This is a genomic window from Psychrobacter sp. PAMC 21119 (assembly GCF_000247495.1).
Taxonomy (GTDB): domain Bacteria; phylum Pseudomonadota; class Gammaproteobacteria; order Pseudomonadales; family Moraxellaceae; genus Psychrobacter; species Psychrobacter glaciei.
The window spans coordinates 192,801-218,258 of record NZ_AHVZ01000011.1; the positions used below are offsets into that span (position 1 = coordinate 192,801).

The 25,458-nt window shown below is 43.5% G+C and carries 25 protein-coding genes; 7 read left to right on the forward strand and 18 right to left on the reverse strand.

Features of this window, described 5'->3' with window-relative positions; genetic code table 11:
* Window positions 1-162 precede the first annotated feature (162 nt).
* The 4 genes from rplS to rpsP all read right to left on the reverse strand — a co-directional run bounded on the left by rplS (window position 163) and on the right by rpsP (window position 2,596).
* Complete coding sequence (rplS, locus tag RH96_RS04720) at window positions 163-585, reverse strand: 50S ribosomal protein L19 (protein ID WP_010197927.1); 423 nt, start codon at window positions 583-585, stop codon at window positions 163-165.
* Window positions 586-785: 200 nt separating this feature from the next.
* Window positions 786-1,550, reverse strand: coding sequence for a tRNA (guanosine(37)-N1)-methyltransferase TrmD (trmD, locus tag RH96_RS04725; RefSeq protein WP_010197929.1), 765 nt, complete (start codon window positions 1,548-1,550; stop codon window positions 786-788).
* Window positions 1,551-1,627: 77 nt separating this feature from the next.
* Complete coding sequence (gene rimM / locus RH96_RS04730; RefSeq protein WP_010197930.1) at window positions 1,628-2,161, reverse strand: ribosome maturation factor RimM; 534 nt, start codon at window positions 2,159-2,161, stop codon at window positions 1,628-1,630.
* Window positions 2,162-2,326: 165 nt separating this feature from the next.
* On the reverse strand, window positions 2,327-2,596 hold the full coding sequence (gene rpsP, locus RH96_RS04735) for a 30S ribosomal protein S16 (protein WP_010197931.1): 270 nt from the start codon (window positions 2,594-2,596) through the stop codon (window positions 2,327-2,329).
* A gap of 623 nt (window positions 2,597-3,219) precedes the next feature.
* Here rpsP and RH96_RS04740 point away from each other — a divergent pair.
* The gene (locus tag RH96_RS04740; RefSeq protein WP_010197932.1) at window positions 3,220-4,695 is read left to right on the forward strand and encodes an ATP-binding protein; all 1,476 of its coding nucleotides are present in this window, start codon (window positions 3,220-3,222) and stop codon (window positions 4,693-4,695) included.
* Window positions 4,696-5,056: 361 nt separating this feature from the next.
* Here RH96_RS04740 and RH96_RS04745 read toward each other — a convergent pair whose 3' ends face one another.
* The 13 genes from RH96_RS04745 to RH96_RS04805 form a co-directional block, all read right to left on the reverse strand.
* Window positions 5,057-5,236: a hypothetical protein gene (locus RH96_RS04745; protein ID WP_026037138.1), complete on the reverse strand. Its 180-nt coding sequence runs from the start codon at window positions 5,234-5,236 to the stop codon at window positions 5,057-5,059.
* Between the two features lie 154 nt (window positions 5,237-5,390).
* A complete protein-coding gene (locus RH96_RS04750; protein ID WP_010197937.1) occupies window positions 5,391-7,079 on the reverse strand; it encodes an ATP-binding protein in 1,689 nt (562 codons plus the stop codon).
* Window positions 7,080-7,410: 331 nt separating this feature from the next.
* Window positions 7,411-8,127, reverse strand: coding sequence for a response regulator (locus RH96_RS04755; protein WP_010197939.1), 717 nt, complete (start codon window positions 8,125-8,127; stop codon window positions 7,411-7,413).
* A gap of 638 nt (window positions 8,128-8,765) precedes the next feature.
* Window positions 8,766-9,182, reverse strand: a complete 417-nt coding sequence (locus RH96_RS04760; RefSeq protein ID WP_010197949.1) for a F0F1 ATP synthase subunit epsilon — start codon at window positions 9,180-9,182, stop codon at window positions 8,766-8,768.
* Between the two features lie 115 nt (window positions 9,183-9,297).
* The gene (atpD, locus tag RH96_RS04765; protein WP_010197951.1) at window positions 9,298-10,731 is read right to left on the reverse strand and encodes a F0F1 ATP synthase subunit beta; all 1,434 of its coding nucleotides are present in this window, start codon (window positions 10,729-10,731) and stop codon (window positions 9,298-9,300) included.
* A gap of 38 nt (window positions 10,732-10,769) precedes the next feature.
* Window positions 10,770-11,651: a F0F1 ATP synthase subunit gamma gene (atpG, locus tag RH96_RS04770; protein ID WP_010197952.1), complete on the reverse strand. Its 882-nt coding sequence runs from the start codon at window positions 11,649-11,651 to the stop codon at window positions 10,770-10,772.
* Window positions 11,652-11,879: 228 nt separating this feature from the next.
* On the reverse strand, window positions 11,880-13,424 hold the full coding sequence (gene atpA, locus RH96_RS04775; RefSeq protein ID WP_010197953.1) for a F0F1 ATP synthase subunit alpha: 1,545 nt from the start codon (window positions 13,422-13,424) through the stop codon (window positions 11,880-11,882).
* Between the two features lie 93 nt (window positions 13,425-13,517).
* Complete coding sequence (locus RH96_RS04780) at window positions 13,518-14,141, reverse strand: F0F1 ATP synthase subunit delta (protein WP_010197955.1); 624 nt, start codon at window positions 14,139-14,141, stop codon at window positions 13,518-13,520.
* A 13-nt stretch (window positions 14,142-14,154) separates the two neighbouring features.
* Entirely contained in the window at window positions 14,155-14,625 is a 471-nt protein-coding gene (locus RH96_RS04785; RefSeq protein ID WP_010197957.1) for a F0F1 ATP synthase subunit B, read from the reverse strand.
* A 117-nt stretch (window positions 14,626-14,742) separates the two neighbouring features.
* Complete coding sequence (gene atpE, locus RH96_RS04790) at window positions 14,743-14,991, reverse strand: F0F1 ATP synthase subunit C (protein WP_010197960.1); 249 nt, start codon at window positions 14,989-14,991, stop codon at window positions 14,743-14,745.
* Between the two features lie 33 nt (window positions 14,992-15,024).
* The gene (atpB, locus tag RH96_RS04795) at window positions 15,025-15,894 is read right to left on the reverse strand and encodes a F0F1 ATP synthase subunit A (RefSeq protein ID WP_010197962.1); all 870 of its coding nucleotides are present in this window, start codon (window positions 15,892-15,894) and stop codon (window positions 15,025-15,027) included.
* Between the two features lie 687 nt (window positions 15,895-16,581).
* Window positions 16,582-16,980 carry an ATP synthase subunit I gene (locus RH96_RS04800; RefSeq protein WP_010197964.1) on the reverse strand — a complete coding sequence of 133 codons (399 nt, stop codon included), beginning with the start codon at window positions 16,978-16,980 and terminating at the stop codon, window positions 16,582-16,584.
* A gap of 376 nt (window positions 16,981-17,356) precedes the next feature.
* Window positions 17,357-18,241, reverse strand: coding sequence for a metal ABC transporter solute-binding protein, Zn/Mn family (locus RH96_RS04805; protein WP_026037139.1), 885 nt, complete (start codon window positions 18,239-18,241; stop codon window positions 17,357-17,359).
* Between the two features lie 118 nt (window positions 18,242-18,359).
* On the opposite strand from RH96_RS04805, the gene RH96_RS04810 reads away from it, so the two are divergent.
* The 6 genes from RH96_RS04810 (at window position 18,360) to gluQRS (ending at window position 24,141) form a co-directional block, all read left to right on the forward strand.
* Window positions 18,360-18,899 (forward strand): transcriptional repressor, encoded by a 540-nt coding sequence (locus tag RH96_RS04810; RefSeq protein WP_010197967.1) that lies wholly within the window; start codon window positions 18,360-18,362, stop codon window positions 18,897-18,899.
* 96 nt (window positions 18,900-18,995) lie between these two features.
* On the forward strand, window positions 18,996-19,793 hold the full coding sequence (locus RH96_RS04815; RefSeq protein ID WP_010197970.1) for a metal ABC transporter ATP-binding protein: 798 nt from the start codon (window positions 18,996-18,998) through the stop codon (window positions 19,791-19,793).
* 76 nt (window positions 19,794-19,869) lie between these two features.
* The gene (locus RH96_RS04820; RefSeq protein WP_010197972.1) at window positions 19,870-20,688 is read left to right on the forward strand and encodes a metal ABC transporter permease; all 819 of its coding nucleotides are present in this window, start codon (window positions 19,870-19,872) and stop codon (window positions 20,686-20,688) included.
* Between the two features lie 298 nt (window positions 20,689-20,986).
* Window positions 20,987-21,835: a metallophosphoesterase gene (locus RH96_RS04825; protein WP_010197973.1), complete on the forward strand. Its 849-nt coding sequence runs from the start codon at window positions 20,987-20,989 to the stop codon at window positions 21,833-21,835.
* A gap of 466 nt (window positions 21,836-22,301) precedes the next feature.
* A complete protein-coding gene (dksA, locus tag RH96_RS04830) occupies window positions 22,302-22,742 on the forward strand; it encodes an RNA polymerase-binding protein DksA (RefSeq protein ID WP_010197974.1) in 441 nt (146 codons plus the stop codon).
* Between the two features lie 394 nt (window positions 22,743-23,136).
* A complete protein-coding gene (gene gluQRS, locus RH96_RS04835; protein ID WP_010197975.1) occupies window positions 23,137-24,141 on the forward strand; it encodes a tRNA glutamyl-Q(34) synthetase GluQRS in 1,005 nt (334 codons plus the stop codon).
* A gap of 50 nt (window positions 24,142-24,191) precedes the next feature.
* Here the strand turns inward: gluQRS and ftsW are convergent, their stop codons facing one another.
* The gene (gene ftsW / locus RH96_RS04840) at window positions 24,192-25,388 is read right to left on the reverse strand and encodes a putative lipid II flippase FtsW (protein ID WP_189585987.1); all 1,197 of its coding nucleotides are present in this window, start codon (window positions 25,386-25,388) and stop codon (window positions 24,192-24,194) included.
* Window positions 25,389-25,458: the final 70 nt, after the last annotated feature.

Below are 25,458 nucleotides of genomic sequence, written 5' to 3' on the forward strand. Positions count from 1 at the left end.
CAAAAACCCCAACCTAGCTTTCGCATAGATTGGGGTTCCGTCTTTTTTGGTATGGCCCGCTTATTTATAAATAAACCTATGAATAAGGGCTTGTATCTACTCTCGCCTTACCTATCATTAACCGTATAATCATACGGCTAAATAGGCATGGCAAACTTGTGCTTAAATACCAGGTGCAGTATCAACTGCATCAGGTACGCCAGCGCTAGTTTTTTTCTTAGCAACTGGACGAGCACCAAGTTTTTCGCGGATACGGGCTGATTTACCAGAGCGTTCACGTAAGTAGTATAGTTTCGCACGACGAACCGCACCACGGCGTTTCACTTCGATGCTTTCAATGATTGGTGAATGCAGCTGGAATGCACGCTCAACACCGATACCGCTTGAGATTTTACGAACGGTAAATGCTGAGTTTAGACCGCGGTTACGCTTAGCAATTACAACGCCTTCAAAAGCCTGTAAACGCTCACGCTCACCTTCACGTACTTTTACTTGAACCACAACGGTATCGCCGGGTGCAAAGTTTGGGCGCTCAAGCAATTGAGCGTTTTCGATGACCTGAACCAATGGATGCTTGTTGCTCATGAGAGTTATCTCCTCACATTAGATAATAGAGGCTTAACGCATATCACCTGTTTGTAATAATTAATCGCATCTCTTTATAGTGAGACACAACGTAAATGGGTTATAACCAACGGCCACTATGCGATGACTCGTTTTATTAGTGCTCAAAATTTTATTTCTTAACCGTTTATCAAATGTGAAAAAAACCAGATTTCAACAATCTATTTTTTATCTGCTTTTGCCAATGCTTTTAACCACTTCGCTTGCGCTACCGTTGGTGTGAACGCTTGCCATAAGTCTGGACGACGCGCTTGCGTGCGACTGACTTGCTGGCTAAAGCGCCACTTAGCGATGTTGGCATGGTGACCTGATAGTAATACTTCAGGAACCGCCATACCCGCAAAATCATGCGGTTTAGTATAATGTGGACAATCAAGCAAGCCATCGACGAACGAGTCTTGCTCAGCTGACTTGTCGTCACCCATGATATCTGGCAAACGACGTATCACACTATCCATCATCACCATTGCTGGCAGCTCGCCACCAGTCAACACATAATCACCCAGCGATACTTCCATATCGACATATTGCGCCAGTAAGCGCTCATCAATACCTTCGTAACGACCACATAATATAATCATGCCATCGTACTCAGTCATACTGACCACACTACTTTCGCTGAGCGTTTGTCCTTGTGGCGACATATAAATCACCGGACAATGCTCACTGTCGACACGGCAGCCATGTTGACTCGCTCGCAGGCGCGCATCCTCGATAGCTTTTGACAATGGCTCAGCCATCATCACCATCCCAGGACCGCCACCATAAGGGCGCTCATCAATACGGCGATAGTTATCAGTGGTATAATCACGTGGATTAATGCATTCAATCGTCACTTGCTCTTGAGTGACTGCTCGCCCCGTGATACCAAACTCACGAATCGTCGCAAACATCTCAGGAAAAATACTAATGACGGCAAAATACATCTGATGTCTACTTGCATTGTGGCTAAAACAATCGGTATGACTACCAATAACACTTGGCTAAAAAGCCAGATATTATATTAGTAATCACTTTGCCATGTAACCAGCACTGTTTTTTCGGCTATATTGACCTCTACAACAGTTTGCTTGTGCCATGGAATCAGGCGTTCTTCCTTATCTAAACTGTCTGAATTTGCCGTTACACGCATGATAGCGTGGGCGCCAGTTTCAAACATTTCAGTGATATTGCCTAAATATTCACCCTGCTCGTTCATCACGCGCAGACTGACCAAATCTGACCAATAATATTCGTCTTCAGCTGTTTCAGGCAGAATGTTTTGCTCGACCCAAACGGTAACACCGTTCATGGTCTCAGCAACATTACGATCAGGAACCTGCTCAAACTGAGCCACAATTCCTGTTCCTTGCTCACGCCATGCCTTTACAGTCAAAGGTTTCATACCAGTGGCAGTTTTCATCCACCACGGCTTCATATCGAATATCGCTGTGCGATCATCCGTCTCACTGAATACCCAAAGCCAACCTTTGATGCCGTAAGGCTTTTTGAGCTGACCAATTTTCATAAGGGCACTAGCGTTTGGAACAGATGACATAGCAGCTAACCTAACAATGATTAAAACAGCAATTGCAAAAACAATTGTGTCAAAAGCGATAAACAGTTAATGGCGCACCCTGGTGAGACCAGTTACGCTATGTATTCTAAAGTCTACTGAGTGAGATCATAGTCAGACTATAAACGTCTCAGTAATAACCTAAACTTAAGCAGTTGCTTCAGTTTGAGCTACAGACTTGTTGTAAGCTTTTGCTAATGAAGCAACGCGATCTGAAGGTTGTGCACCTTTTGCGATCCACGCGTTGTACGCTTCCATGTTCAAACGTACTGCTTCTTCAGACTCTTTAGCGAGTGGGTTAAAAAAGCCGATGTTTTCAATATAGCGACCGTCACGCGCGCGGCGTTGATCAGCAACAACTACTTGATAAAATGGGCGTTTCTTGGCACCGCCCCGTGCTAAACGAATAACAACCATGTGAATTCTCTCTTTCGCAGGTATACCAAAAAGGGCATAATTATAGCACAGTCTTATTTTATTGAAAACATAAACTGTGCTTATTTAATTATTTATTAACAATAGCTTAAATGCACCTATATGTAAATTAAAATTATGAATCGTCAACGATTATGCAGCCCCGTTCTTGTGCGCTTAATTCTATTAAATCGCTAAAACACTGTTAGGTGATTTTTCTATATTCTATTTAGGGTATGTCATCTTAGAGCATGTCATCAATTAGCACCTTGATATATTTAGCGGTCTTAAAATGGCTAAATGTAATTATGCAAATTTGAGCCATCAGCGTAGTTACTTGATTGTGCTACCCTACCGCCCTCTATAATGGTCTAATAAAAACAGTCTACAATAGACCTTAATCCCCAATGTCGGCAACGTGCTTGATTGCTTGATTGCTTGATTGATTGCTTGATTGATTGATTGATTGATTGATTGCTTGATTGATTGCTTGATTGATTGCTTGATTGATTGATTGATTGCTTGATTGATTGATTGATTGATTGATTAACGATAAAAAAATATTGAAGTTTGTGAAACACGACTTTATTTTATCACCCTATTATTTATCTACGCCTTGGACTCATATGATCATCCCAAACCCCAAACCACCTCGCAAAGGTTGGCTGCCACGCTCCTATTCGAACAGTTGGTTGACCACTTTGATGGTGGCCTTCATTGTCCTTATCAGTGTCGGCTTATCGATTGTATTTTTTTGGCGCAGTCTGTATTTGCCAGAGCTAAAAAATCATGCGCGTTATCTGACCAGCGAGCTACGTTTGATGAATAGCGTCAATAGAGATTGGCAGGATAATCCTAAGGTACGGCAGTGGATATATCAACATTCGCACGTGGTGGTGGTCGACAATCCCAGTGACTTCCCACAAGTAGCAGATAAAGCGTTTGTGGGAGTTTTTACCGATGTTTTGCAGTACGAAATCGGGGCACAGTTGGGTCGACCAGTTGAGGTCTATTTTAAATTCAAACCAACGCCGCAGCTTTGGGTACAAGACAGCCGTGACACCAGTTTTTGGATTCGTGAACCCGTGGTTTATTATTCTCAATACAGTCCAGGATTGTTAGTGCTATTCCTCATTGGATTGCCTATATTATCGCTGCTGACCATTATTTTATTAGCCCGGCAATTGAATCGTCCACTGCGTTATTTACAGCGTGCGGCGACCAATTATATTCGCCTTGGTCACGCTACTACCTTGCCGACACGCAACGGCCCTACTGAAATTCGCCAAGTAAATATGGCGTTTAATCGTCTATTTACCACACTCAATCAAGCACAAAAAGAGCGCACAATTATGCTTGCGGGTATCTCGCACGATTTGCGCACGCCTTTGACTCGTATGCGCTTGACCGCAGAGATGCTACCGGATGATTTTTTTCGCGAGGGTTTGATTTATGATATTGAGGATATGGATGCGATTTTAGAACAGTTCATCTCATTTATGAAAGATGGCTCGGATGAACCAGTGCGCCTGACCAATTTAGACACCATATTTAATGAAATCATGGTGCAATTTGCGCCAATGAAATTTATTTATCAATCGGAATGTGACAAAGTAGTACCAGTGCGACCTCTCTCGATTAAGCGCTTGGTCATTAATCTGGTCAACAATGCCAATCGGTATGGCAAGCCGCCTATTTATCTTTCAGCGACTGTCGTACCAACGTTCATAGAAACAACTGAAGTAGAAGACAGCGACGTAGTCTCTGAAAATGAAGTCAATAAAGAAGCTCAAGAGCAGCTGATGATATGTGTAAGGGACTGTGGTGATGGCGTAGCAGAGGATCAATTAGAGCGCATCATGCAGCCTTTCGAACGCGGTGAGACAGCACGTACCACGCAAGGTAGTGGACTGGGTCTGGCGATTGTTGACCGTATTGCACGGTTACATCATGGTACGGTTGAGGCAATCAATCATCCTGAAGGCGGACTACAAGTCTGTGTGCGTATCCCTTTGCTATCCAAGGTGGCAGGAGAGCAGACATTAGCGGCTAATACAGATAAAACGTCGAGGGCAGATACTACCTTTAATAAAGACCTATAAAAAATTGACAAAAGACGATTTCATAATCGTCTTTAAAAGTTGGTGTGATAACTTAGGGCGTGTTGAACATTCGACCATGGCACTGACAGATACTATTTTTTAGACAGTTCGACGTCAAAAATAGTAAGTTTAGTCATTCTAAGCGTCTGTTTTTAACAATGAAGTGGCAAAAAATAGTCCTGTCTCCCTTTGTTGGTATTAGAGCTGATGTTAAAACTGCTCCATACTGCGTTGTAAACCTAGTTAAGGCTCTAGCATTACCGTCGTTTTACGCCTTGTCTGGAGCAGTTTTAGCGATCAGCAGTGCCTATTTGTCAATGTTCAACACGCCCTAACTGTTTCAATATTTAGGCAACAAAAATTATTCCCGTACGCCGATAATCGGTGGAATATACTCAGCACTATTAGTGAACGCTAGAGGCTGAGTAATTTCATCCTGCGCGGCTTTGAGCGTTTGAGTCGTGGTTGGCTGCTGTAGAAATAAATAATAACCCAGCGTCAACGCATTCAGTAGCACCAAACCACCAAATAAATACGGCATCCTCTGCCCTCCTCTATTTTCCAACTTATAAAACCTGTTATTACAGGTTTGCTACCAAAGCATCTCAGCTTAGTTCACCATATATTGAGCGCTTAGTCTATTTTTTGCTGGTCAAAATACTCATAATTTTACAGACATAAAATAGCTGCTTGCATTATTTAATCTCAAAATCACGGTCGCTTTTTTCTTGGGTTAATTGATCAGCAGCCAGCACTTGCGTCAAAGGTTTGATAGGCCATGTCATCACAAATCTAGCACCACCAAGATCACGGCTTTCGTCTACTTTCATACTGCCATTAAACCAAAAGGCAATACGCGACACAATAGACAGTCCTAAACCATAGCCACCAGAGGCTCGTGTACGGCTGTCATCTAAGCGTGAAAATGGAATAAATACTTTTTCGCGATCAGCCTCTGCAATACCTTGACCATCGTCCTCCACGCTGACAAAAGCGTTGCCCTTTTTGACGCCCGCACTAATAATAATGGTCGTTTCTGCATAGCGTAAAGCATTACCCGCAAGGTTTTGAATGACACGGTGCAAATATCGTCTGTCTGCTACTGCTGTTACTTTAGGATTTGGCAGATTGGCGACGATTTTTATAGGTTTGCCTAAGGCATTGGTTTCGCGCTCAATCTGTTCGAGCAATTCTTTAAGATTCACCGGCTCTAGATCGAGTTTTGGTGAGCCTTCTTCAAGCTTAGCATAGGTCAAAATCTCATCAATGAGGCCATTGAGCGACTCAATATCCTCGTCGATATAATCACGCTGCATAAAACGTGAGTCTTCATCATCGGTATCTGCTAGCATATCGACGGCAAAGCGAATACGAGCCACCGGTGTACGTAACTCGTGCGATACCGCGCGCGTCAGCTCTCGCTGCGACTCAATCAAACGCTTAATATGGGCGGTCATGGCATTAAACGTCGCTGACAGACGTGCAATTTCGTCTTGCCCAATGACCTGTACTTGGATATCAAGGTTGCCTTGACTCACCTCATTAACACCGACTTGGATCAATTGTAATTTACGCTCGAGCGGAAAAATGAGCGCATAGACACCCAGACTGATCAGAAACATACTAATTAGAATCATACTGATAATCAGATTAAGCGGGAACCAATTGAACAAAGGAACCGGCCCAATCAGAATCGCCATATCGTTGATTTCAGATGGCACAATAATTTTGATAGATGAGTTACTTTTACTGCTATTGGTGTCTTGCAATAAAATGACCACTTCATCGCGGCGCAGACGCGCCATCTGATCTGTGTCCAACTCAAGCGTATTCACGGCTTTAAATGCCAAAGGAAAAGAGAACTTTTCTTCCAATTCAGCCAAGCGAGCACGCTTATCCGACAGCGTTATATGATAGGACAAATCATCCAGTAGGAACACGGCAATGGCACGTACTTGCTGCTCAGTGACTTGAGTAACTCTAGCGGTCAACACGCTTTTACTGTCTGGTAGACGATAATAAACGTCTGCGTAGACGGGCTGACTCACATAACGCACAACGGTATTGCCGTTCTCAAAACGTCGCAATTCGCTGGCATTAAAATCGACTTTTTCAATCGGCACAACACTAAAAGTCGCGCCAAACAAACTACTGGCATCAGACAACCAGTACTCACGCTGCATCTCATTGTCTTGGTGCGCAATTCCTTCGCTGACCAGATGGAAAGCGCCTGTTGCCATGCTTTCACGGTAGGATTGTACGCGCTCTTTATTGATGGTATCCATCAATAGTTGAGCAAATAATGCCACACACAAACAGACGATGAGTAGTCCAGCATAAATACGGACAAAAATACTATGTTTTAAAGAAGAGACTAATGACATACGTGCCGTGACCAACTTAGTAAATAATAACGACTGATAACATTTAGTATATAAATGACGCAATATTAATGATATCGAGCATCGTTGAATAGAGATAAACCCTGACCGCTATGTTTTGATTTTATGTGCCAGTAACCTGATTACCTATGCGCATCACATCTATTTAGTCAGTATCTGTAATAATGGCTTAATTAAACCACATAACACCACATTTAAGTTCAAAAATTAAGATTTCGCCACAAAAAAACCAGCATCATTGCTGGTTTTTTTATCTAACTTACACTAACAATCAATCTTTGCATAAGCAAAACTGGCTAATTCAGTTAATGAATTAGTTGCCTTCTTTGACAAATAAATAACCTTTACTACGTACGGTTTTGATACGTTTTGGATTTTCTGGATCATCACCGATTTTTGGACGAATACGCGAGATACGTACGTCAATCGAACGATCTTGACCATCATACTCAATACCACGTAGACGCTCAAAAATATCTTCACGAGAGAGAATACGACCAGCATTAGAAGCCAGCAACCACAAAAGATCATATTCAGCACTGGTAAAATCGACCAACTCATCGCCTAAATTCACTGAACGACCACCGTTATCGATGACCAATTCGCCAAATTCTAAGCGTTGTGGTACATCTTCTGATGGTGCATTTTCCGAGCGACGCAATAAAGCACGGATACGGGCAAGCAGTACACGCGGCTGAGCAGGTTTGGCGACATAATCATCGGCACCCATCTCAAGACCCAATACCTGATCCATATCTTCAGTACGCGCAGTCAACATCAAGATAGGGTTCTGATAGTGCGGACGTACCTCACGGCAGACTGTAAGCCCATCGCTACCAGGAAGCATGACATCAAGCACGACCAAATCTGGTTGTTCGTTGACAATGCGGCGAATGGCACGATTGCCATCAGTCTCAATTGCCACTTCTAAACCGTTTTTCACCAAGTAATCTTGGGTCAACATGGCCAGACGCTCATCATCCTCAACAATCAAAATTCGGGGGGTGTTGTCTTCTTCAGTTGTTGTCATTGTTATATCCTCTAATACATCTAATTTAAAAGCAGTAAAAGTAAGAGCGGTAAATTAATAGCGCCACCTAGTGGCACAATTGATGTTCGTATAGCTGTTACAAACTTGGTAGGACAGTATACTATTAAACATACAGCTTCCTATACTATAGCTTATAGTCGTTAACAAAACCTATAAACTACGACTATTAAAACTTTAGTTTGCGTCCAAGATTATAGGTTTTGTACTGCCAAAAAACCTAACACACTCTCTATCAAGCAGTTAAGAGGCCAATAGGTATGAACCATCAGACCCTTAGATAAAATAGCTCTAGTACGTTTTTGATATTCTTGGTAATTGTTGTCCAACAGCTAATATAGCGAGATATATGGATTGCCGCTAGTGACTTTTGCATAAAATTATTAATATTGGCTATCTATTAATTAAAAGGGCGAACTATATTGTACATTTATTCAAACCTAACACAGAAACCCCGCATTATAGTGAATAGTTTAATATTTCATAGCGAATAGCTTGATACATCGTACCACGACCTAAATTCACACCAAATAATGAGCAAAAAAAACAGCCCATGATGGACTGTTTTTTGAGATATAAGACTGGATTAAACGTAAAGTTTAACACGGCAAATAATAAGACTAAGCACGGTTTTTGTACTTACGGATAGCTTGTAGCTGTCCTACGGACTCTGCCAATGATGCCAAGGCAGCGTTGGTTTGTACCGTATCTGATTGATTGACCAGCATTTGCTCTGCTTTTTTACGTGCTTCAACAATTTTGCTTTCGTCAAGATTATGGGCGCGCATCGCTGTATCAGCCAATACCGTGACCATTTTTGGTTGTACTTCTAGTACACCACCTGATACGTAAATCACTTCTTCTTCACCGTTTGGTGTTTGCACTCGCATCGCACCCGGTTTTAACAAAGTAATAAGCGGTGTGTGACCTGGCAATACACCAATCTCGCCTTCGGTACCAGTCGCTATTAACATGCTAATTTCGCCTGAATACAACTCTTCACGGGCACTTACGACGCGACATTGTAACGTTGCCATACTTAACTCCTTACTATCAAAACGCGATCAAAAAACAGTAAAAACTGCGATGCGTTACTGATGAGTAGATAAACGTATTATAACCTATCTACTCGTTAGCCAATGCTTGAGCAACTTACGCTGCAGAAGATTTCATTTTTTCTGCTTTGGCAACCACTTCATCGATGCCACCAGCCATATAGAAGGCCTGCTCTGGTAAGTCATCGTATTCACCAGCGATGATTGCTTTAAAGCTAGCAATGGTATCGCGTAGTGGTACATATTTACCAGGTGCACCAGTAAAGATTTCAGCAACGTGGAATGGCTGTGACAAGAAGCGCTGAATCTTACGAGCGCGATAAACGACTAGTTTATCTTCTTCTGACAACTCATCCATACCCAAAATTGCGATGATATCTTTAAGCTCTTTATAGCGCTGTAGAATTTCTTGAACACCGCGAGCAACGTTGTAATGTTCTTCACCGATCACTTGTGGATCTAGCTGACGTGAGGTTGAATCTAATGGATCAACCGCAGGATAGATACCTTGTGATGCGATATCACGGCTTAGTACAACCGTTGCATCCAAGTGAGCAAACGTCGTAGCAGGTGATGGATCCGTCAAATCATCCGCAGGGACATATACGGCCTGAACTGACGTGATTGAACCTGACTGAGTTGACGTAATACGCTCTTGTAGCATACCCATCTCTTCAGCTAGTGTTGGCTGATAACCAACCGCTGATGGCATACGGCCAAGCAGTGCTGATACTTCAGTACCGGCTAGTGTATAGCGATAGATGTTATCAACGAACAGCAATACGTCACGACCTTTGCCAGTAGCAGGATCTTTCGTATCACGGAAGTACTCAGCCATAGTCAAACCAGACAGCGCAACACGTAAACGGTTACCCGGTGGCTCATTCATCTGACCATATACCATAGCTACTTTAGATTTACTAAAGTCTTCAGTGTTTACAACGCCAGCTTCTTGCATTTCGTGATAGAAATCATTACCTTCACGAGTACGTTCACCGACACCAGCAAATACTGACAAGCCTTCATGCTTAAGCGCGATGTTGTTGATCAATTCCATCATGTTGACGGTTTTACCAACACCAGCACCACCGAATAGACCAACTTTACCACCTTTAGCGAACGGGCAAAGTAGATCGATAACTTTGATGCCTGTTTCTAACAATTCAGTACTATTTGACTGATCCGCATAGCTTGGCGCTTCACGGTGGATAGACCATTTTTCGTCAGCTTCTACAGGACCTTCTTCATCGATAGGACGACCAAGAACATCCATGATGCGACCTAGGGTACCAATACCGACAGGCACAGAAATAGGTGCACCAGTATTAGTAACAGGTAGGTTACGTTTTAGGCCTTCAGTTGAACCCATGGCAATAGTACGTACGATGCCATCACCTAATTGTTGCTGTACTTCTAGGGTGGTCTCGGTACCATCTACTTGCAAAGCATCATAAATCTGAGGAACTTCACTACGGTTGAACTCAACGTCAAGAACCGCGCCAATAATCTGTACAATACGACCGCTACTCATTGCGTTCTCCTTGAACTTCTATATATAGGTGTAGTCAATTATGAAACAGCAGCAGCACCGCCAACGATTTCCGAGATTTCTCGGGTAATCGCCGCTTGACGCAGCTTGTTATAAACCAACTGTAAATCGTTAATTAGGTCACCAGCATTATCTGTTGCCGCTTTCATCGCAACCATACGTGACGACTGCTCAGAAGCAATGTTTTCCATTACCGCTTGATAAACAATCGATTCAATATAACGGCCAAGCAATTCATCAATCAACGTCTTGATGTCAGGCTCGTAGATATAATCCCAGCTAAGTTCTGTCTGTATACCGCTCTCTTCGTCACCAAATGAGCCCTCTGGTAGAGGTACTAATTGATTGACGGTTGGCTTTTGAGTCATGGCATTAACAAATTTGTTATATACCACATAGATACGGTCTATATTACCGTTACTATAATCCTCAAGCATGGCCTGAACGGGTGCATTTAATTGCTCAAACGTTGGTTTGTCGCCATAGTCGGTCACGGCTGAGGTGACTTTTCCGCCGAAATTTTTGAAGAAACTGACGCCTTTGGCACCGATGACTGCAAACTCAGCTTGAACAGACTGATCTTGATAATCTTGAATGCTTTTGGTTAGGGCTTTGAATAGGTTAATATTCAAACCACCTGCGAGACCACGATCAGAGGTAACGACAATATAGCCGACCTTGTTGACCGGACGCGATACCATATAAGGATGTTTGTAGTCTGATGAGGCATGCACCAAATGTGAAATAACCCGGCGCATACTATCAGCATACGGGCGACCCACTTCCATGCGCTCTTGGGCACGGCGCATCTTACTTGCTGCTACCATTTGCATAGCGCGAGTAATTTTTTGGGTGCTTTTAATACTGGTGACTTTGGCACGTATCTCTTTTAAGCTTGCCATAATGATTCCAATATAAGAGGGTTAAAAAGCATTGGCGCCTGCAACAATTTTTTAATATAAAACATTGAACTGATCAAATAATATTTCAAATCTTGTGGCAACACGCGATCTAATACCGATGATGGTTAACGCAGTGACGCGCCTGTCTCAGCAAAAAGCTTATCAGACAACACGTCACCTTATAGGCTGTCAGCGACAGCCATAACCAGTTCGGCTTAACCCGTTAAATTAATAACTGTGATTTTGTTTAAAGGTCTCTAAAGCTGACTTTAAACGACCTGCAATATCATCGTTATAGTTCGCAGTATCATCAATCTCACGCATCAATTCACTTTGCTCATCATGCATGTAACGTAAGTAAGATTCTTCGAAAGCACCAATTTTTTCAACTGGAACGTCTGATAAGAAACCTTCGTTCGACGCATAGATAACCGCTGCTTGCTCAGAGATAGACATTGGCTGATACTGTTTCTGCTTCATCAGTTCAGTCACACGCTCACCATGATCAAGCTGTTCACGAGTCGCGTCATCAAGATCTGAGGCAAACTGAGCAAATGCTGCTAGTTCACGATACTGGGCTAGTGCGGTACGGATACCACCAGACAGCTTCTTAATAATCTTAGTCTGAGCTGCCCCGCCCACACGAGATACCGAGATACCAGCGTTGACTGCTGGACGGATACCTGAGTTGAATAGGCTAGACTCTAAGAAGATCTGACCATCAGTGATTGAAATCACGTTAGTCGGTACGAATGCAGATACGTCACCAGCTTGGGTCTCAATAATAGGTAATGCGGTTAAAGAACCTGTTTTACCCACTACTTCACCATTAGTGAACTTTTCTACGTACGCAGCGTTTACGCGTGATGCACGCTCAAGTAAACGTGAATGCAAATAGAATACATCACCAGGATACGCTTCACGACCTGGCGGACGACGTAGCAATAGTGAAATCTGACGATAAGCAACTGCTTGTTTTGATAAGTCATCAAAAACAATCAGGGCATCTTCGCCGCGGTCACGGAAGTATTCGCCCATCGTACAACCTGAGTACGGTGCAATATATTGTAGTGCTGCTGGCTCTGATGCTGAAGCAACTACTACTGTAGTGTATTCAAGCGCACCAGTTTGCTCAAGCTTACGTACGACGTTTGCGATGGTCGAACGTTTCTGACCGATTGCCACGTATACACACTTGATACCAGATGATTTTTGCGCAATGATCGCATCGATAGCCATCGCGGTTTTACCCGTCTGACGGTCACCAATGATAAGCTCACGCTGACCACGACCGATTGGAATCATGGTATCAACGGCTTTATAACCGGTCATTACTGGTTGATCTACTGACTGACGGTCGATCACGCCTGGGGCAATTTTTTCGACTTTGTCAGTCATTTTGGCATCGATAGGACCTTTGCCATCAATAGGATTACCCAAAGCATCAACAACACGGCCTAGCAGCTCAGGACCTACGGGTACTTCAAGAATGCGACCAGTACAATAGGCTTTTTGGCCTTCTTGTAGTTTTAGGAAGTCGCCCAGTACTACCGCACCAACAGAATCACGCTCTAAGTTAAGCGCCATCCCATAGATTTCACCTTCAAACTCAATCATTTCGCCGTACATGGCATCTTCAAGACCATGAATCTGCACGATACCGTCAGATACTTTGACAATCGTGCCTTCATTCTTTGCAGTTGCACCCGCATCAAGGTCTTGAATACGCTGCTTAATCAGGTTACTGATTTCCGCTGGATTCAATTGTTGCATTGCCTTGTTTCCTTTAATTTATGATAACCCGCCCACTGACTTAAATGCTCTTACTATCACGCAGTTTTTATATATCTACGTTGATGAATGGCATTAGGCAGTTAGCTGTGTTTTTAACTGTTGTAACTTGCCGCGCATCGAATCATCAATGATTTTGTCACCGACTTTGATCGTAGCGCCAGCCAAAAGACTAGGATCAACCGACTCATGAATCACCACACTAGCATTTAGCGAAGCAGCAAGACGTGTTTGGAGCATATCACGCTGTGCATCGGTCAATGGATAGGCGGAGGTCACGTAGGCATCAAGCTGCTTTAAGCTGGTTGCCTTATGACGGCGATAATGCGCATAAACTTCAGGAAGCAGCGCCAGACGCTCTTGTTCTGATAACTGATTAACGAAGTTACTAAGTGCCACTGATACTTTTGGATAGCTGGCGTTGTTGTCTGGGCGAGCCCCTTGGGCCTCACCTAATAACTGCTTAAAAGCAGAATCATCATCGCTAGCTACTTGTGTATCATAAAGATCGATCAAAGCAGCTGACTTATGCTCAGCAGAAACAGCTGGATTGTCTAGCCAAGTACTGAACGACTTGTCGTTGACAATGTTACTGGCAATAAATAAGAAGTTTTCCCACTCATTTACTACCCCGTTTTCATTGGCATAGTCAAACGCGGCTTTAGCGTACGGTCGTGCTAAGGTTGATAAGTCAGCCATTATATCCTCACAATTACAGCTTCGCCGCCAGTTGGTCTAACATACTGGCATGTTTTTGCACATCGACTTTGTCTTGCAAAATCTTTTCTGCACCAAGCACAGCCAGTTCAGCAACTTGGGCACGCAATGATTCACGCGCTTGATTGATTTCTTGGTCGATAGATGCTTGCGCTTGTTGACGAATGCGCTCGCCTTCCGCTTGGGCTTGCGTTTTGGCATCTTCGACAAGCTGGTTGGCGCTCTTGTTCGCTTGCTCGATTAGAGCAGCAGCTTTAGTCTTTGCAAGATTAAGCTCCTGCTGGACATCTTGCTCCGCGGTCGCCAGATCTGCTTTTGCTTTTTCTGCGGCATTCAAGCCTTCAGCAATTTTACGCTGACGCTCATTGATGGCACCGATAAGTGGTGGCCACACGAATTTCATGCAGAACATCACAAAGATTGCAAAAGCAATGGCTTGACCGATGAGGGTAGAATTGATATTCACGTGATCACCTCTTTGTTAATGAAAAATCAGTTTCATTGATCATATTTGATAGCCAAACTTTGGCTATGGTTAAGATACAAACTTTGACTACCAAACATTTACAACTGAGCTTTCTGATTAACCTGCTAGAGGGTTAGCGAATAACAATAGCATAGCAATACCAACACCGATCATCGGAATAGCATCAAGAAGACCTGCTACGATGAACATACGAGTTTGCAATTGTGAGCCAAGTTCTGGCTGACGCGCAACACCTTCTAAGAATTTGCCGCCTAGAATAGCAAAACCAATACCTGTGCCAAGTGCGCCAAGACCGATAAGTAGCGCTACTGCTATAACTGTGTAACCACCTAATACTGGATCCATTGATGTATCCTCATTTACCTATTGAATGTCTAATTAATGTTCAGTTGATGATGCAAGCGACATGTAAACTATCGTTAGCATCATAAATACGAACGCTTGAAGTGTAATAATTAAGATGTGGAAGATCGCCCACGGTACTGATAACGCCCATTGAATCCAAAACGGCATCAGGGCAATCAGTATGAAAATCAATTCCCCAGCATACATGTTACCGAATAGACGCAAGCCAAGTGATACAGGCTTTGCAATCAAGGTAACTGCTTCTAGAATAAAGTTAATGGGAATCAAAATGGCTTGCATGATTGGGTTTTTGGCACTAAACGGATGGAGCGTTAACTCACCGACAAAACCACCCAACCCTTTTTCTTTAATGCTATAAAAGATAATCAGCGCAAAGACAGAAAATGACATGCCAAGCGTGATGTTAGGATCAGTCGTTGGCACAATCTTGAAGAATACGTGATGTGGATCATGACCCATCATGGCGCCAACTTGCCCCGCAAGACTTGGAATAAAGTCGATAGGCAATAAATCCATCAAGTTCATCAAGAAGATCCACACAAAAATAGTCAACGCCAGTGGCGCAATCAGTTTTGAGGTACCACTATACGAATCACGAACGTTGTTATCAACAAACTCAACGATCAACTCAACTGCTGCCTGAGTTTTGCTTGGTACGCCTGAAGTGACTTTTTTGGCAACCATCCAAAAGATGGTGCAAAACAAGATACCCAGGCCAACTGACCAAAGCATAGAATCAAGATGGATAGCTTTAAAGCCCATAAGCCCTGCTTCTTCAGCAGTATAGGCAACTTTCCAGCCTTCGCCCGGCAAATAGCCGTACGTCCAATTCGTTAAGTGGTGAGAGATATATTCTGATGATGTTTGTTGCTCGGATGCCATAATGTAAGCTTCTTATTAATCAACGATTTAATCAACTACCAAAAATACGGTTGTCATCTGATGAGGCGATTGGTGGGTCTTTTTCCCACGTGTCTCACGTAAGGAGATAAAACCAACCAAGGCGCTCATGTAACCAACAACATCCAACCCATAGTTCTATTTACTAGTGCTATATACCTAGCTTAGTATAAATTTTAGCTATCAAAAAAGGGCTTATGATTATTCATTAATAGCCCTTTAATGTTTATATCGAATAGGTGTCTGCTCATACCTGCCTTTTTAGGCAAACGCTTAATATAGCGTCCAAAAACAAAGCAGTTAGCTGCCTATATTAATGCAGCGTTGTATTCGTGTAAAGTCTATTATGACTTTTTTATCCGCTGTATGAACAAGTTAGCGGCTATTGACCTTTAGTGGCATGGGTTTGCATCATTCGTGAAATTGTAAAAATAAAATTATAAGTGATGGCAATTAACCAAACTATCTCTTATCTATAAGGCTATTTTTACTTTTTACGCTAATTTCAACGACTTATAGCAGTAACTTATAAGTCCATACCTTAACGTCAAATCAGTTATTTGTCATTCTTTTGGCTTTGTGAAGCTAGCCATAGAGAAGTTGGACGGCAGGATGACTTATCTAACGCTAATAGATACTTACTCACTTCAATACTGATCGTAAAGAGTGCTAGCGTATGTGCCACAACATCCAACTGTGACTAATTTGCATTACCATAAAACCGATGAACAACGCAGGCGCTGATAGGGGTTGTACGGTAATAAAAATTAGTGCGAAACCAAACACTGTCAGTAGCCATTTGACCATCTGACCTCGATATAGCTGGCTGACGATGTGTCGGCGCGCGCGATATCCAGTATGCCAAAAGATAAAATTTGCAAAGACGACTTGTGTGGCGAAACTAAGTAGCGCACCGATCGCGGTACTTTTTGCTACTATCAGCCCACTGTCTAGCCAAGTCACATCTACTACCCAGCCAATAATAATCAGGATAAATAAAATCCATGCTTGGCGTTTCAGGTAGATGCCAATCTCATCTTTTTGCGTGCGTTTGGCAGGCTTGGTCATCAGCAGCTATCCTATAGTATTGGGATAATGTCGCATATTTGCCACGATTTTATCCGTGACCAGTTTATTCATGACCATTTTATCCATGAAAAGTCACTATACAGACGTTGCCTTTTAACCAAAATAAAACGCAACTTATTATAGGGAGCGCGCGTGCGATTAGCAAGTAAAATATGCGTCTTATCAAGCATTTGATTGTTTAGCGCTAACGCTTCCTCCAAAAACTTAGTAAAGCATAGCTAATATTCTATAAAATAAAGGTCTTGGCGCTCGACAATTTGATAATGCTATCGAGCGCTAAGACCCTTTTAAATAACGTTTTATGCTAGGGCGTGCCTTTAACGTCAACAAAAGCGAGTAAATGGGCTAAAAATGGCTATGCGATACATTGGCGGATTTGCTGCGCCATACTCTGCCAGCCACTAACGAAGTCTTTACTGGTGCTCATGTCTTCAGCTTGCACGGTACTCTTCACAGGTTGTAGCTTAGCGAGCAACCCTTTAGCTGGCGCACTTGGACTAACCAAACACATTTGCTTGGCAGGACGCTTCTCATTTAGCCAGCGTAACTGACTGGCTTTTGGTGCTAAATGGTGATCGGTGCTTAGACTGCCAACGAGCTGTAGCTTTAAGCTTTCCTCCATATACTGATAGGCATCGTGATACGCCCAATAAGGCAATGCCTTTGTCACTGTACTCTGCTTTATAGCCAGCACTCCTTTATCCAATCGTTGAGCAAATTTTTGTGCATTGGCTTGATAGAGAGCTTTATATTGTGGATTGGCATGGCTATGAATCACGGCAAGCGCACGGGTGATGGCTTTAGCATTTTCAGGATCGAGCCAAATATGCGGATCTAGCGTGCCAGCGATAGCTTCGCCTTTGACATCGCGTAATGGATGGCGGTTAAACGCATCAAACTTGAATAAAGCAATGGCATTGGGCGCGCTATTGAGGCTGGCGGCCAAATTGTTTTCTAATGGCTCGCCAAACCATACCACAAACTTACTGTCTTGAATGGCTTTTATATCGCCTGGACTGATACTGCCGTGATGTCCCACCTCCCCTGCTTGCAATAATTGCTTGGCAGGCGGCGCACCTTCAGTCACGGCTTGACTCAACAAGAATAATGGATAATTACTCACGCTAACGGTAGCGGCTTGGGCGCTCAACGTCAGACAGCTTAACGCGACTATCCCAGTAATGAGCAGTCGCTGTAGCACAATGATCGAGCGTAAAGAATGGCTGAAAAATGAATTCATAATAGGCTCTTTAATATTAAGTTGAGGCAGCATACCTGTTTTTCATTTCATTATGTTATACTATAACAATAAAAAACACCATCATAAAAAGGCGCCATATTTTTTAGGAGTTTGTCCTATGTCCACTACTTCATCGACATGCGAACATTTGCACGATGTGCAACATTTTACCGCGCATGATGTAACCGAGCGCTTGACGGCGGCAAAAGAACAATGCCGCATAAGTGGTGTACGCTTCACGCCATTGCGGCAGCAGATATATCAGTTAGTACTGGCCGCTAATAAGCCTGTTGGTGCCTACGACTTGATCACACAATTGCAGCAAATGCGCTTATCAGAACCGGATGCACAAGATTCTGCGCCGACCAATCAGCAGACGCCAAAGAATGTCGCCCCACCAACGGTTTATCGCAGCTTGGAGTTTTTGTTGGTCGAAGGCTTGATACATCAACTAACCTCTATCAATGCTTATGTGCCCTGCTGTCACCCACGCGCCCAGCATACCGCCGCATTTTTAATTTGCGATCAATGCCAGCGAGTGCAAGAATGTAGCAGCTTACCGGTACAAGAAATGATGAGCTTTGCGGAGCAAGATGTCGGCTTTATCGTAGCTCGTAGTGTCATTGAGCTTAGCGGACGTTGCCAAGCATGCCAATAAAGCTTGCTGTATTTTTTCTTTATTAATTACTGATCTCGGTACTCAGCATTCAGTACTCAGACATTTATCATTTACCAATATATTAGTCACTAGCCTATGAGCCTGCCCATTTCACCATCAGAGCAATCGTCTGCGTCTATCAGTCTGGATAATAAGACCAACCAAGCCAGCCAGCTACTGAGCTTAAGAGATATCAGCTATGACATTGGTTCGCAACGCTTGTTATCACATATTAATATCGATATTGCCGTTAACGAGACAGTCAGTCTTATTGGGCCAAATGGCGCTGGTAAATCGACGTTGGTTAAGCTTATTTTAGGGTTGATTGAGCCAACTAAAGGGCAAATGACGCCCCATCATACGTTACAGCTTGGCTATGTGCCGCAGCGCTTTGCGGTACCGCCGATATTGCCATTACGAGTCTGCGACTTATTGGCGCAGGCCGATAAGAAACGCTTAACGGCTGAGCAACGCCAGTTTATCTTTGATAATTTATCGTTGACGCACCTGCTATCACGACAGATGCTGCACCTATCAGGTGGTGAAACGCAGCGAGTTTTATTGGCTCGTGCCTTGCTAGATAAGCCCAATTTATTGATTCTAGATGAGCCGATGCAAGGACTTGATCCTGATACCGAGGTTTGGCTCTATCAGTTTATTGATGAACTACCAGACTTCTTACGCTGTGCCATGCTGGTAGTGTCACACGATTTGCATTGGGTGATGAAAGGCAGCCGACGGGTCATTTGTCTGAATAAGCATATTTGCTGCGAGGGACAACCAAGCGAGCTTGCCATTAGTAGTGAGTTTCAAAAGCTGTTTGGTCATCATTATGAGCAGCCTTATGTGCATCAGCCGCATGCCTGTGAACATCACGCGCCAAGCGAGTTGTAATCATCATAACCAAACGACTAAAGCAAAAAGCTGCTTTACGACCTTTATTTTATAAACCGTTTATTGGATACATGATATGAGTGCTTGGTTAGCCATTATTGCGCCTGCTTGGATTGCTGGCAGTATTTTAGCATTGCTATCAGCGCCCTTGGGGTGTTTGGTATTGTGGCGACGCATGGCATTTTTTGCCGATGCCTTGGCGCATGGCACTTTGCTAGGCGTTGCCTTGGCTGTGTGGTGGCAACTGCCCATGGGCATTGGTATTGCATTGGTTAGTGTGATAGTGGTATTGGGTTTAGTGCTCATAGATGATGAGCGTTTGCCCGTCGATTCCGTACTGGCGGTGGTTGCAGTGTCTCTGCTATGTTTGGGGCTGTTAGCGCTGACCCAGCTGACCGATCAGCAAGCCAACGTGCTGGGGTTTTTGTTTGGTAATTTGCTCGAGCTTGATTGGGCAGATTTGCCATTGATAGGCGGTAGTGTGCTGGCGGGACTGGTATTGCTCGCATATATTTGGCCCGCACAAATTAAGCTTGCCACTCACGAAGCGTTAGCACGGATTCAAGGCGTCAACCCAACACGGCAGCGGCTGTTTTTTATGGGATTATTGGCAGGGTTTTGTGCCATTGCCCTGCAAGCAGTGGGTAGCTTATTAATTAGTGGCTTGCTGGTGCTACCAGCTTTAACAGCACGTTTGTGGTCAGCCTCGCCAAAGCAAATGGTGATTATCGCGCTGCTTATCGCTCAGCTTGGGGTCACCTTAGGTGTTTGGGGCAGTATCTGGCTTGATATTCAGACTGGACTATCTATCGTACTGGTATTGGCTATTTTATTTTTTGCAGCGCTGATTTTATCAAAAATGCTAACGGCAAAATTTTGGACGATGCGCCGTTAGTTGTGCCATCTTTATTGTTACGTAGAGGCCTTTCATTATTCCTTTGTCCAACTTTATTTCATCAATATTGCTAGAGCTTTCATTCACTTTATGATATAAACTTTCCTTAATGCTATCAATGTAATAGTTAGTAGAATGCTGCATATCGCTCGTTTTGTAAGTGTAGGGCTATAAGCGGCAACCACTTCCATCAAAGATGGGAGAAATGCGCCATAAGACCCCGTAATTAAAAGTGATCGATTTATCCATATTCGTTTTAATAGCAATACTTGTTTTGATTCGATAAGGGACTGACCCAATGCTAAGCTATCCTGCCAATAACATCAGCACGCCAGATGAACAGCTAAACGTGTTGCAGATCACTGATTTGCACTTATCAACGCCCACCTCTGCCCCAGCTAATGACGACATTGACAATAATTCCGATATATCTGTGTGTCAGCATAGCTTTGAAAAAGTCATCGAACAAGCATTGAGTGAAGACATCCGCTGTGACCTGATCGTGGTGACGGGCGACTTGGTGAATAAAGTAAAGCCAGCTATCTACGACCATATTTTTGAGGTATTGCAAGCGACTGACATTCCTTTTGCCTGTATTGCTGGCAATCATGATGTCACTGATGAGATTGGTAGCGATTTACCTTTTTTTGAGCGGGAGCTCGTCGCCCAGCCGATGGATACGCGTTTGCTAAGTCGACACGTTATTGAAACGGAATACTGGCAGCTGCTATTACTGGATTCCTCTATTTCTGGGCAGGTGGCAGGAGAAGTGACAGCGACCGATATCGACTGGTTATGTGTGCAGTTGCAAGAATGCAGTAAGCCTGCGCTCATTGCCTTGCATCACCACGTTATACCGATGGAGTCTGACTGGATCGATACTCATATGGCAAAGAATACCGAGTCTTTCTGGCAGCATATGGCACCGTTTGAGCAATTAAAAGTAATCATTAGCGGTCATACCCATCAAGCACAAGTGCGCCACCGTCAAGGGGTCAGCGTTTATAGCACGCCCTCGACTTGCTATCAATTTAAGCCTTATAGAGATGACTTTGCTTACGATGAAAACGCGCGCCCCGGTTATCGCTGGTTGCAATTAGCCAACAATGGAGAGGTTGCAAGCTGGGTTAAAAGGTTGGATACTTGATGCCCAGTTTTATCGGCGTCAATAACACTGTAATTGTCTTTGTCCATATGTTTGATTTAATACAAAAAATTTCGTCCATATGGTTGGCAAAATCAAACTTTGCTTTATTATAAGTGAATAACGATACTGATAAAATCAAACCGCGTTAGGATGGTAACGCGTCTAATCGCAAGCAAAATTATAATAGCTAGGATGGCTACATTGACCACAAGCTAAGTTTTCACAGTCAGTCATTTGTCGCATTATTTAGGCCCAGCCATTTAAATAAAAATATGCATAACAATATACCTGACCATTGATATAAACATATCAATATAACCGTACGATGAGTTCAGCTGTGTTACTTGTGTTACCAAGTGGTAAAACGTTTTATAAAGGGACAACTTATCGCGTTTGTTAAACTTATAACGTCTTGTCTTTTGATATGTCGTTTTATTGAATTAATTTGAAAAAGTAGGATACCCATATGAGCACCGTGACCACGAATCCGAGTGATGTTAAGTTTACTCCTTATGTGCCTGCCAAAGACGAAGAGTATATGTCTGATGCGCAGTTAGAGCATTTTAAGGCTATTTTGTTGGATTGGAAGCAGCAACTGATTGGCGAAGCAGATCGCACCAAGACTTATATCCAAGATGAGTCTAGCGCCATGCCGGATATTAATGACCGCGCCACTCAAGAAGAAGAGTTTGCCCTGACGTTGCGTACGCGTGACCGTGAGCGTAAGCTCATTCGCAAAATCGATAAATCTATGGCAGAAATTGACAATGATGATTATGGATTTTGTGAAACTTGCGGGGTAGAGATTGGCTTGCGTCGTCTTGAAGCACGTCCAACAGCCACTCAATGTATCGACTGCAAGACGTTATCTGAGATCAAAGAGCGTCAAAACCAAGGTCATACCTAGACGCTCTCTTATGCTAGCGCATTTAAATGAGTACTGAGTGTCTTATAATAACGAGCGACCATTTATTGGTCGCTCGTTGCGTTTTATAGATCTCGTTCTATAGTCAGTTCAATATAAAAAAGAGACAGCGTGACTGATATAAATTTTTTGTAGCCTCTGTCTGCGTACACACAGCAAGCAAAAAAAATTGATATCAACAGTGCGTGATGTATCGATATTACTTTTCACTGACTGCGCTATTTTTCTTGTTTGACGGCAATTTTTATCACCATTTTTAAAATGAAGACACGCCCTAACAAAACAAGCGTATTTAATAAATATCTTTTTACTCCGTTCTTCTTTATTCTAGCTATATCCTCCTACATTGATAGTCATTACTTTGATAACCCCTACTTTGCAAACTGCCCATACTCCTATTCTCCATCAGCAGCCATTATCACCTCCTATCGGTCGCTTTGCGCCTTCACCCACAGGTGAGCTGCATCTTGGCTCCTTGACCACTGCGCTTGCCAGCTTTTGCCATATCAAGTCGCTCGGTGGCAAATGGCTGCTGCGTATCGAAGATACCGACACGGAACGCTGTGACAGACAATTCACTGAGCAGATTCTTATAGATTTAGAAGTGCTCGGGCTACAGTGGGACGGCGATGTCATTTATCAGTCTGAGCGTATTGATATCTACAACGACTACTTGTCATCAGACTTGCTGCCACTGACTTATGGCTGTCAGTGCTCACGTAAGGACTTAGAGCGCTATTGGTCTCAGCAAGCACAGACATCCTCGACGACTCAAACTTTAGAGCCTTTACCAGCAGGTTTGAATGCTACGGATATTAAGCAACTGCTGCCCAATAGACAACGCTACCCGCGCTGCTGCCTCAATGCCAATCTCAATCGTCAGCAACACAAGCTGCGCATACAACTGCCAGACCATAAGATCGGGTTTAGCGATGGTATTCAAGGGTTGCAGTGGGATAATCCACAACAAACCTTAGGGGATATGGTGGTTCGACGTCAAGACGGCATGATCAATTATATCTTAGCCGCCAGCCTCGATGATGGGCTACAACAAGTCACTCATATTATGCGTGGCTTGGACATTTTACCCATGACCACTGCTCAGATTAGTATCATGCAGGCGGCTAACTTACCAGCTATCGATCACTGGTATCATCTGCCCTTGATATGCAATCCTGATGGGCAAAAGCTCTCCAAGCAGAATCTTGCCCAACCGATTGATACTCGCGATCCAAGTAAGCTTATCGCCGACGCTTTGCAGCTATTACAGCAACCAGCGGTCGATAGAGATACGCCAACCCGTATGTTAATGCAAGCAATTGCACAATGGGATAACACTCCGCTACAAGGCAAGAGCGCGCTTAATCTGCCCAATTATTAAAAAACAAAAAGCGCCGCTGCTGGCGACGCTTTTCTACAGATTAACACCTGCTAATAATAACGGCACTGGCTTTTTTCAATCTCAGGGCTTTCTTTATAAATCTTTAGCAGCAAGGCAACCATCACTAAGCTGATGAGCATCGATGAGCCACCGTAACTAAAGAATGGCATGGTCAAACCTTTGGTCGGAATGGCACCCATATTCATCGCCGCATTGATAATCGTTTGCGCGATAAAGACCACACCGATACCAAAAGCGGTATAGCTCATACGCATCTGGCGACGCTTGAGCGCGTTATAACTGATACGCATGGCACTGCCAATGATGAGCGCCTCGAGCAGCAATACCACTGCGACCCCCACAAAACCCAGCTCTTCACCCGTAATGGCTAATAAAAAATCCGTATGTGCCTCAGGTAAATGTGACAGTTTTTGTACGCTTTCACCATAACCGACGCCGGTGAACTGACCACGACCAAAGGCAATCAAACTGCGTGCCAGCTGATAATCGGTGTCTTGCACATCGTCAAAAGGATCCAAAAACGACATCACACGTACCAAGCGATATTGTACCAAGGTCACTGCCAGTACTGCCAATCCAGCCACCAAGCCTCCTAATGCCAAGAACTGCTTGTAAGGCGCACCAGCGATATAAAATATCGCAAAAACGGTGCCAACAATGACCACCAAAGAGCCAAAATCTGGCTGTAATAATAATAACAGCGTGATCATGCCTACCACTAAAAATATCCGTAAAAAACCATCCCAGCCATTACGAACCTCAAAAGATCGACGCACGACAAAATCAGACACGAATACAATCATGACCAGTTTGGCCAATTCTGCGACCTGAAAATTCAAAAACCCTAGATTTAACCAGCGCTTAGAGCCATTAATTGGCGTGCCAAACAAAGTTAAAACCAACAAACCCCCCGTAATGGCTAACAGGAGAAACTGAGTCTCTGTCTTATATAAGGTTCGTAAGGATACTAAGTAATAAGGGAAAGCGGCAGCAATTAGTCCAATTCCCATATAGAGTAGCTGATTTCTAAAAAAATACAGCTCCGTCATGCCGCGACTGAGCGCGAAGGGAATAGAAGCAGAAGCGACCATCAGTAGACTGAGCACCAGCATACAGCCGACACTCGCTAATAAAATTGCACGCGCTGACGGCATAGAAAGAATGCCATCTGAGCCAGAGGCTTGCTGCGATTGGGGAGACGAACGAAAAAGAGAAGAGAGCGCCATAATTTTATATACACTAACAAACGAAAAAACACGGCGTTTATGCAACGCCACCGTATAAAAAATATAAAGT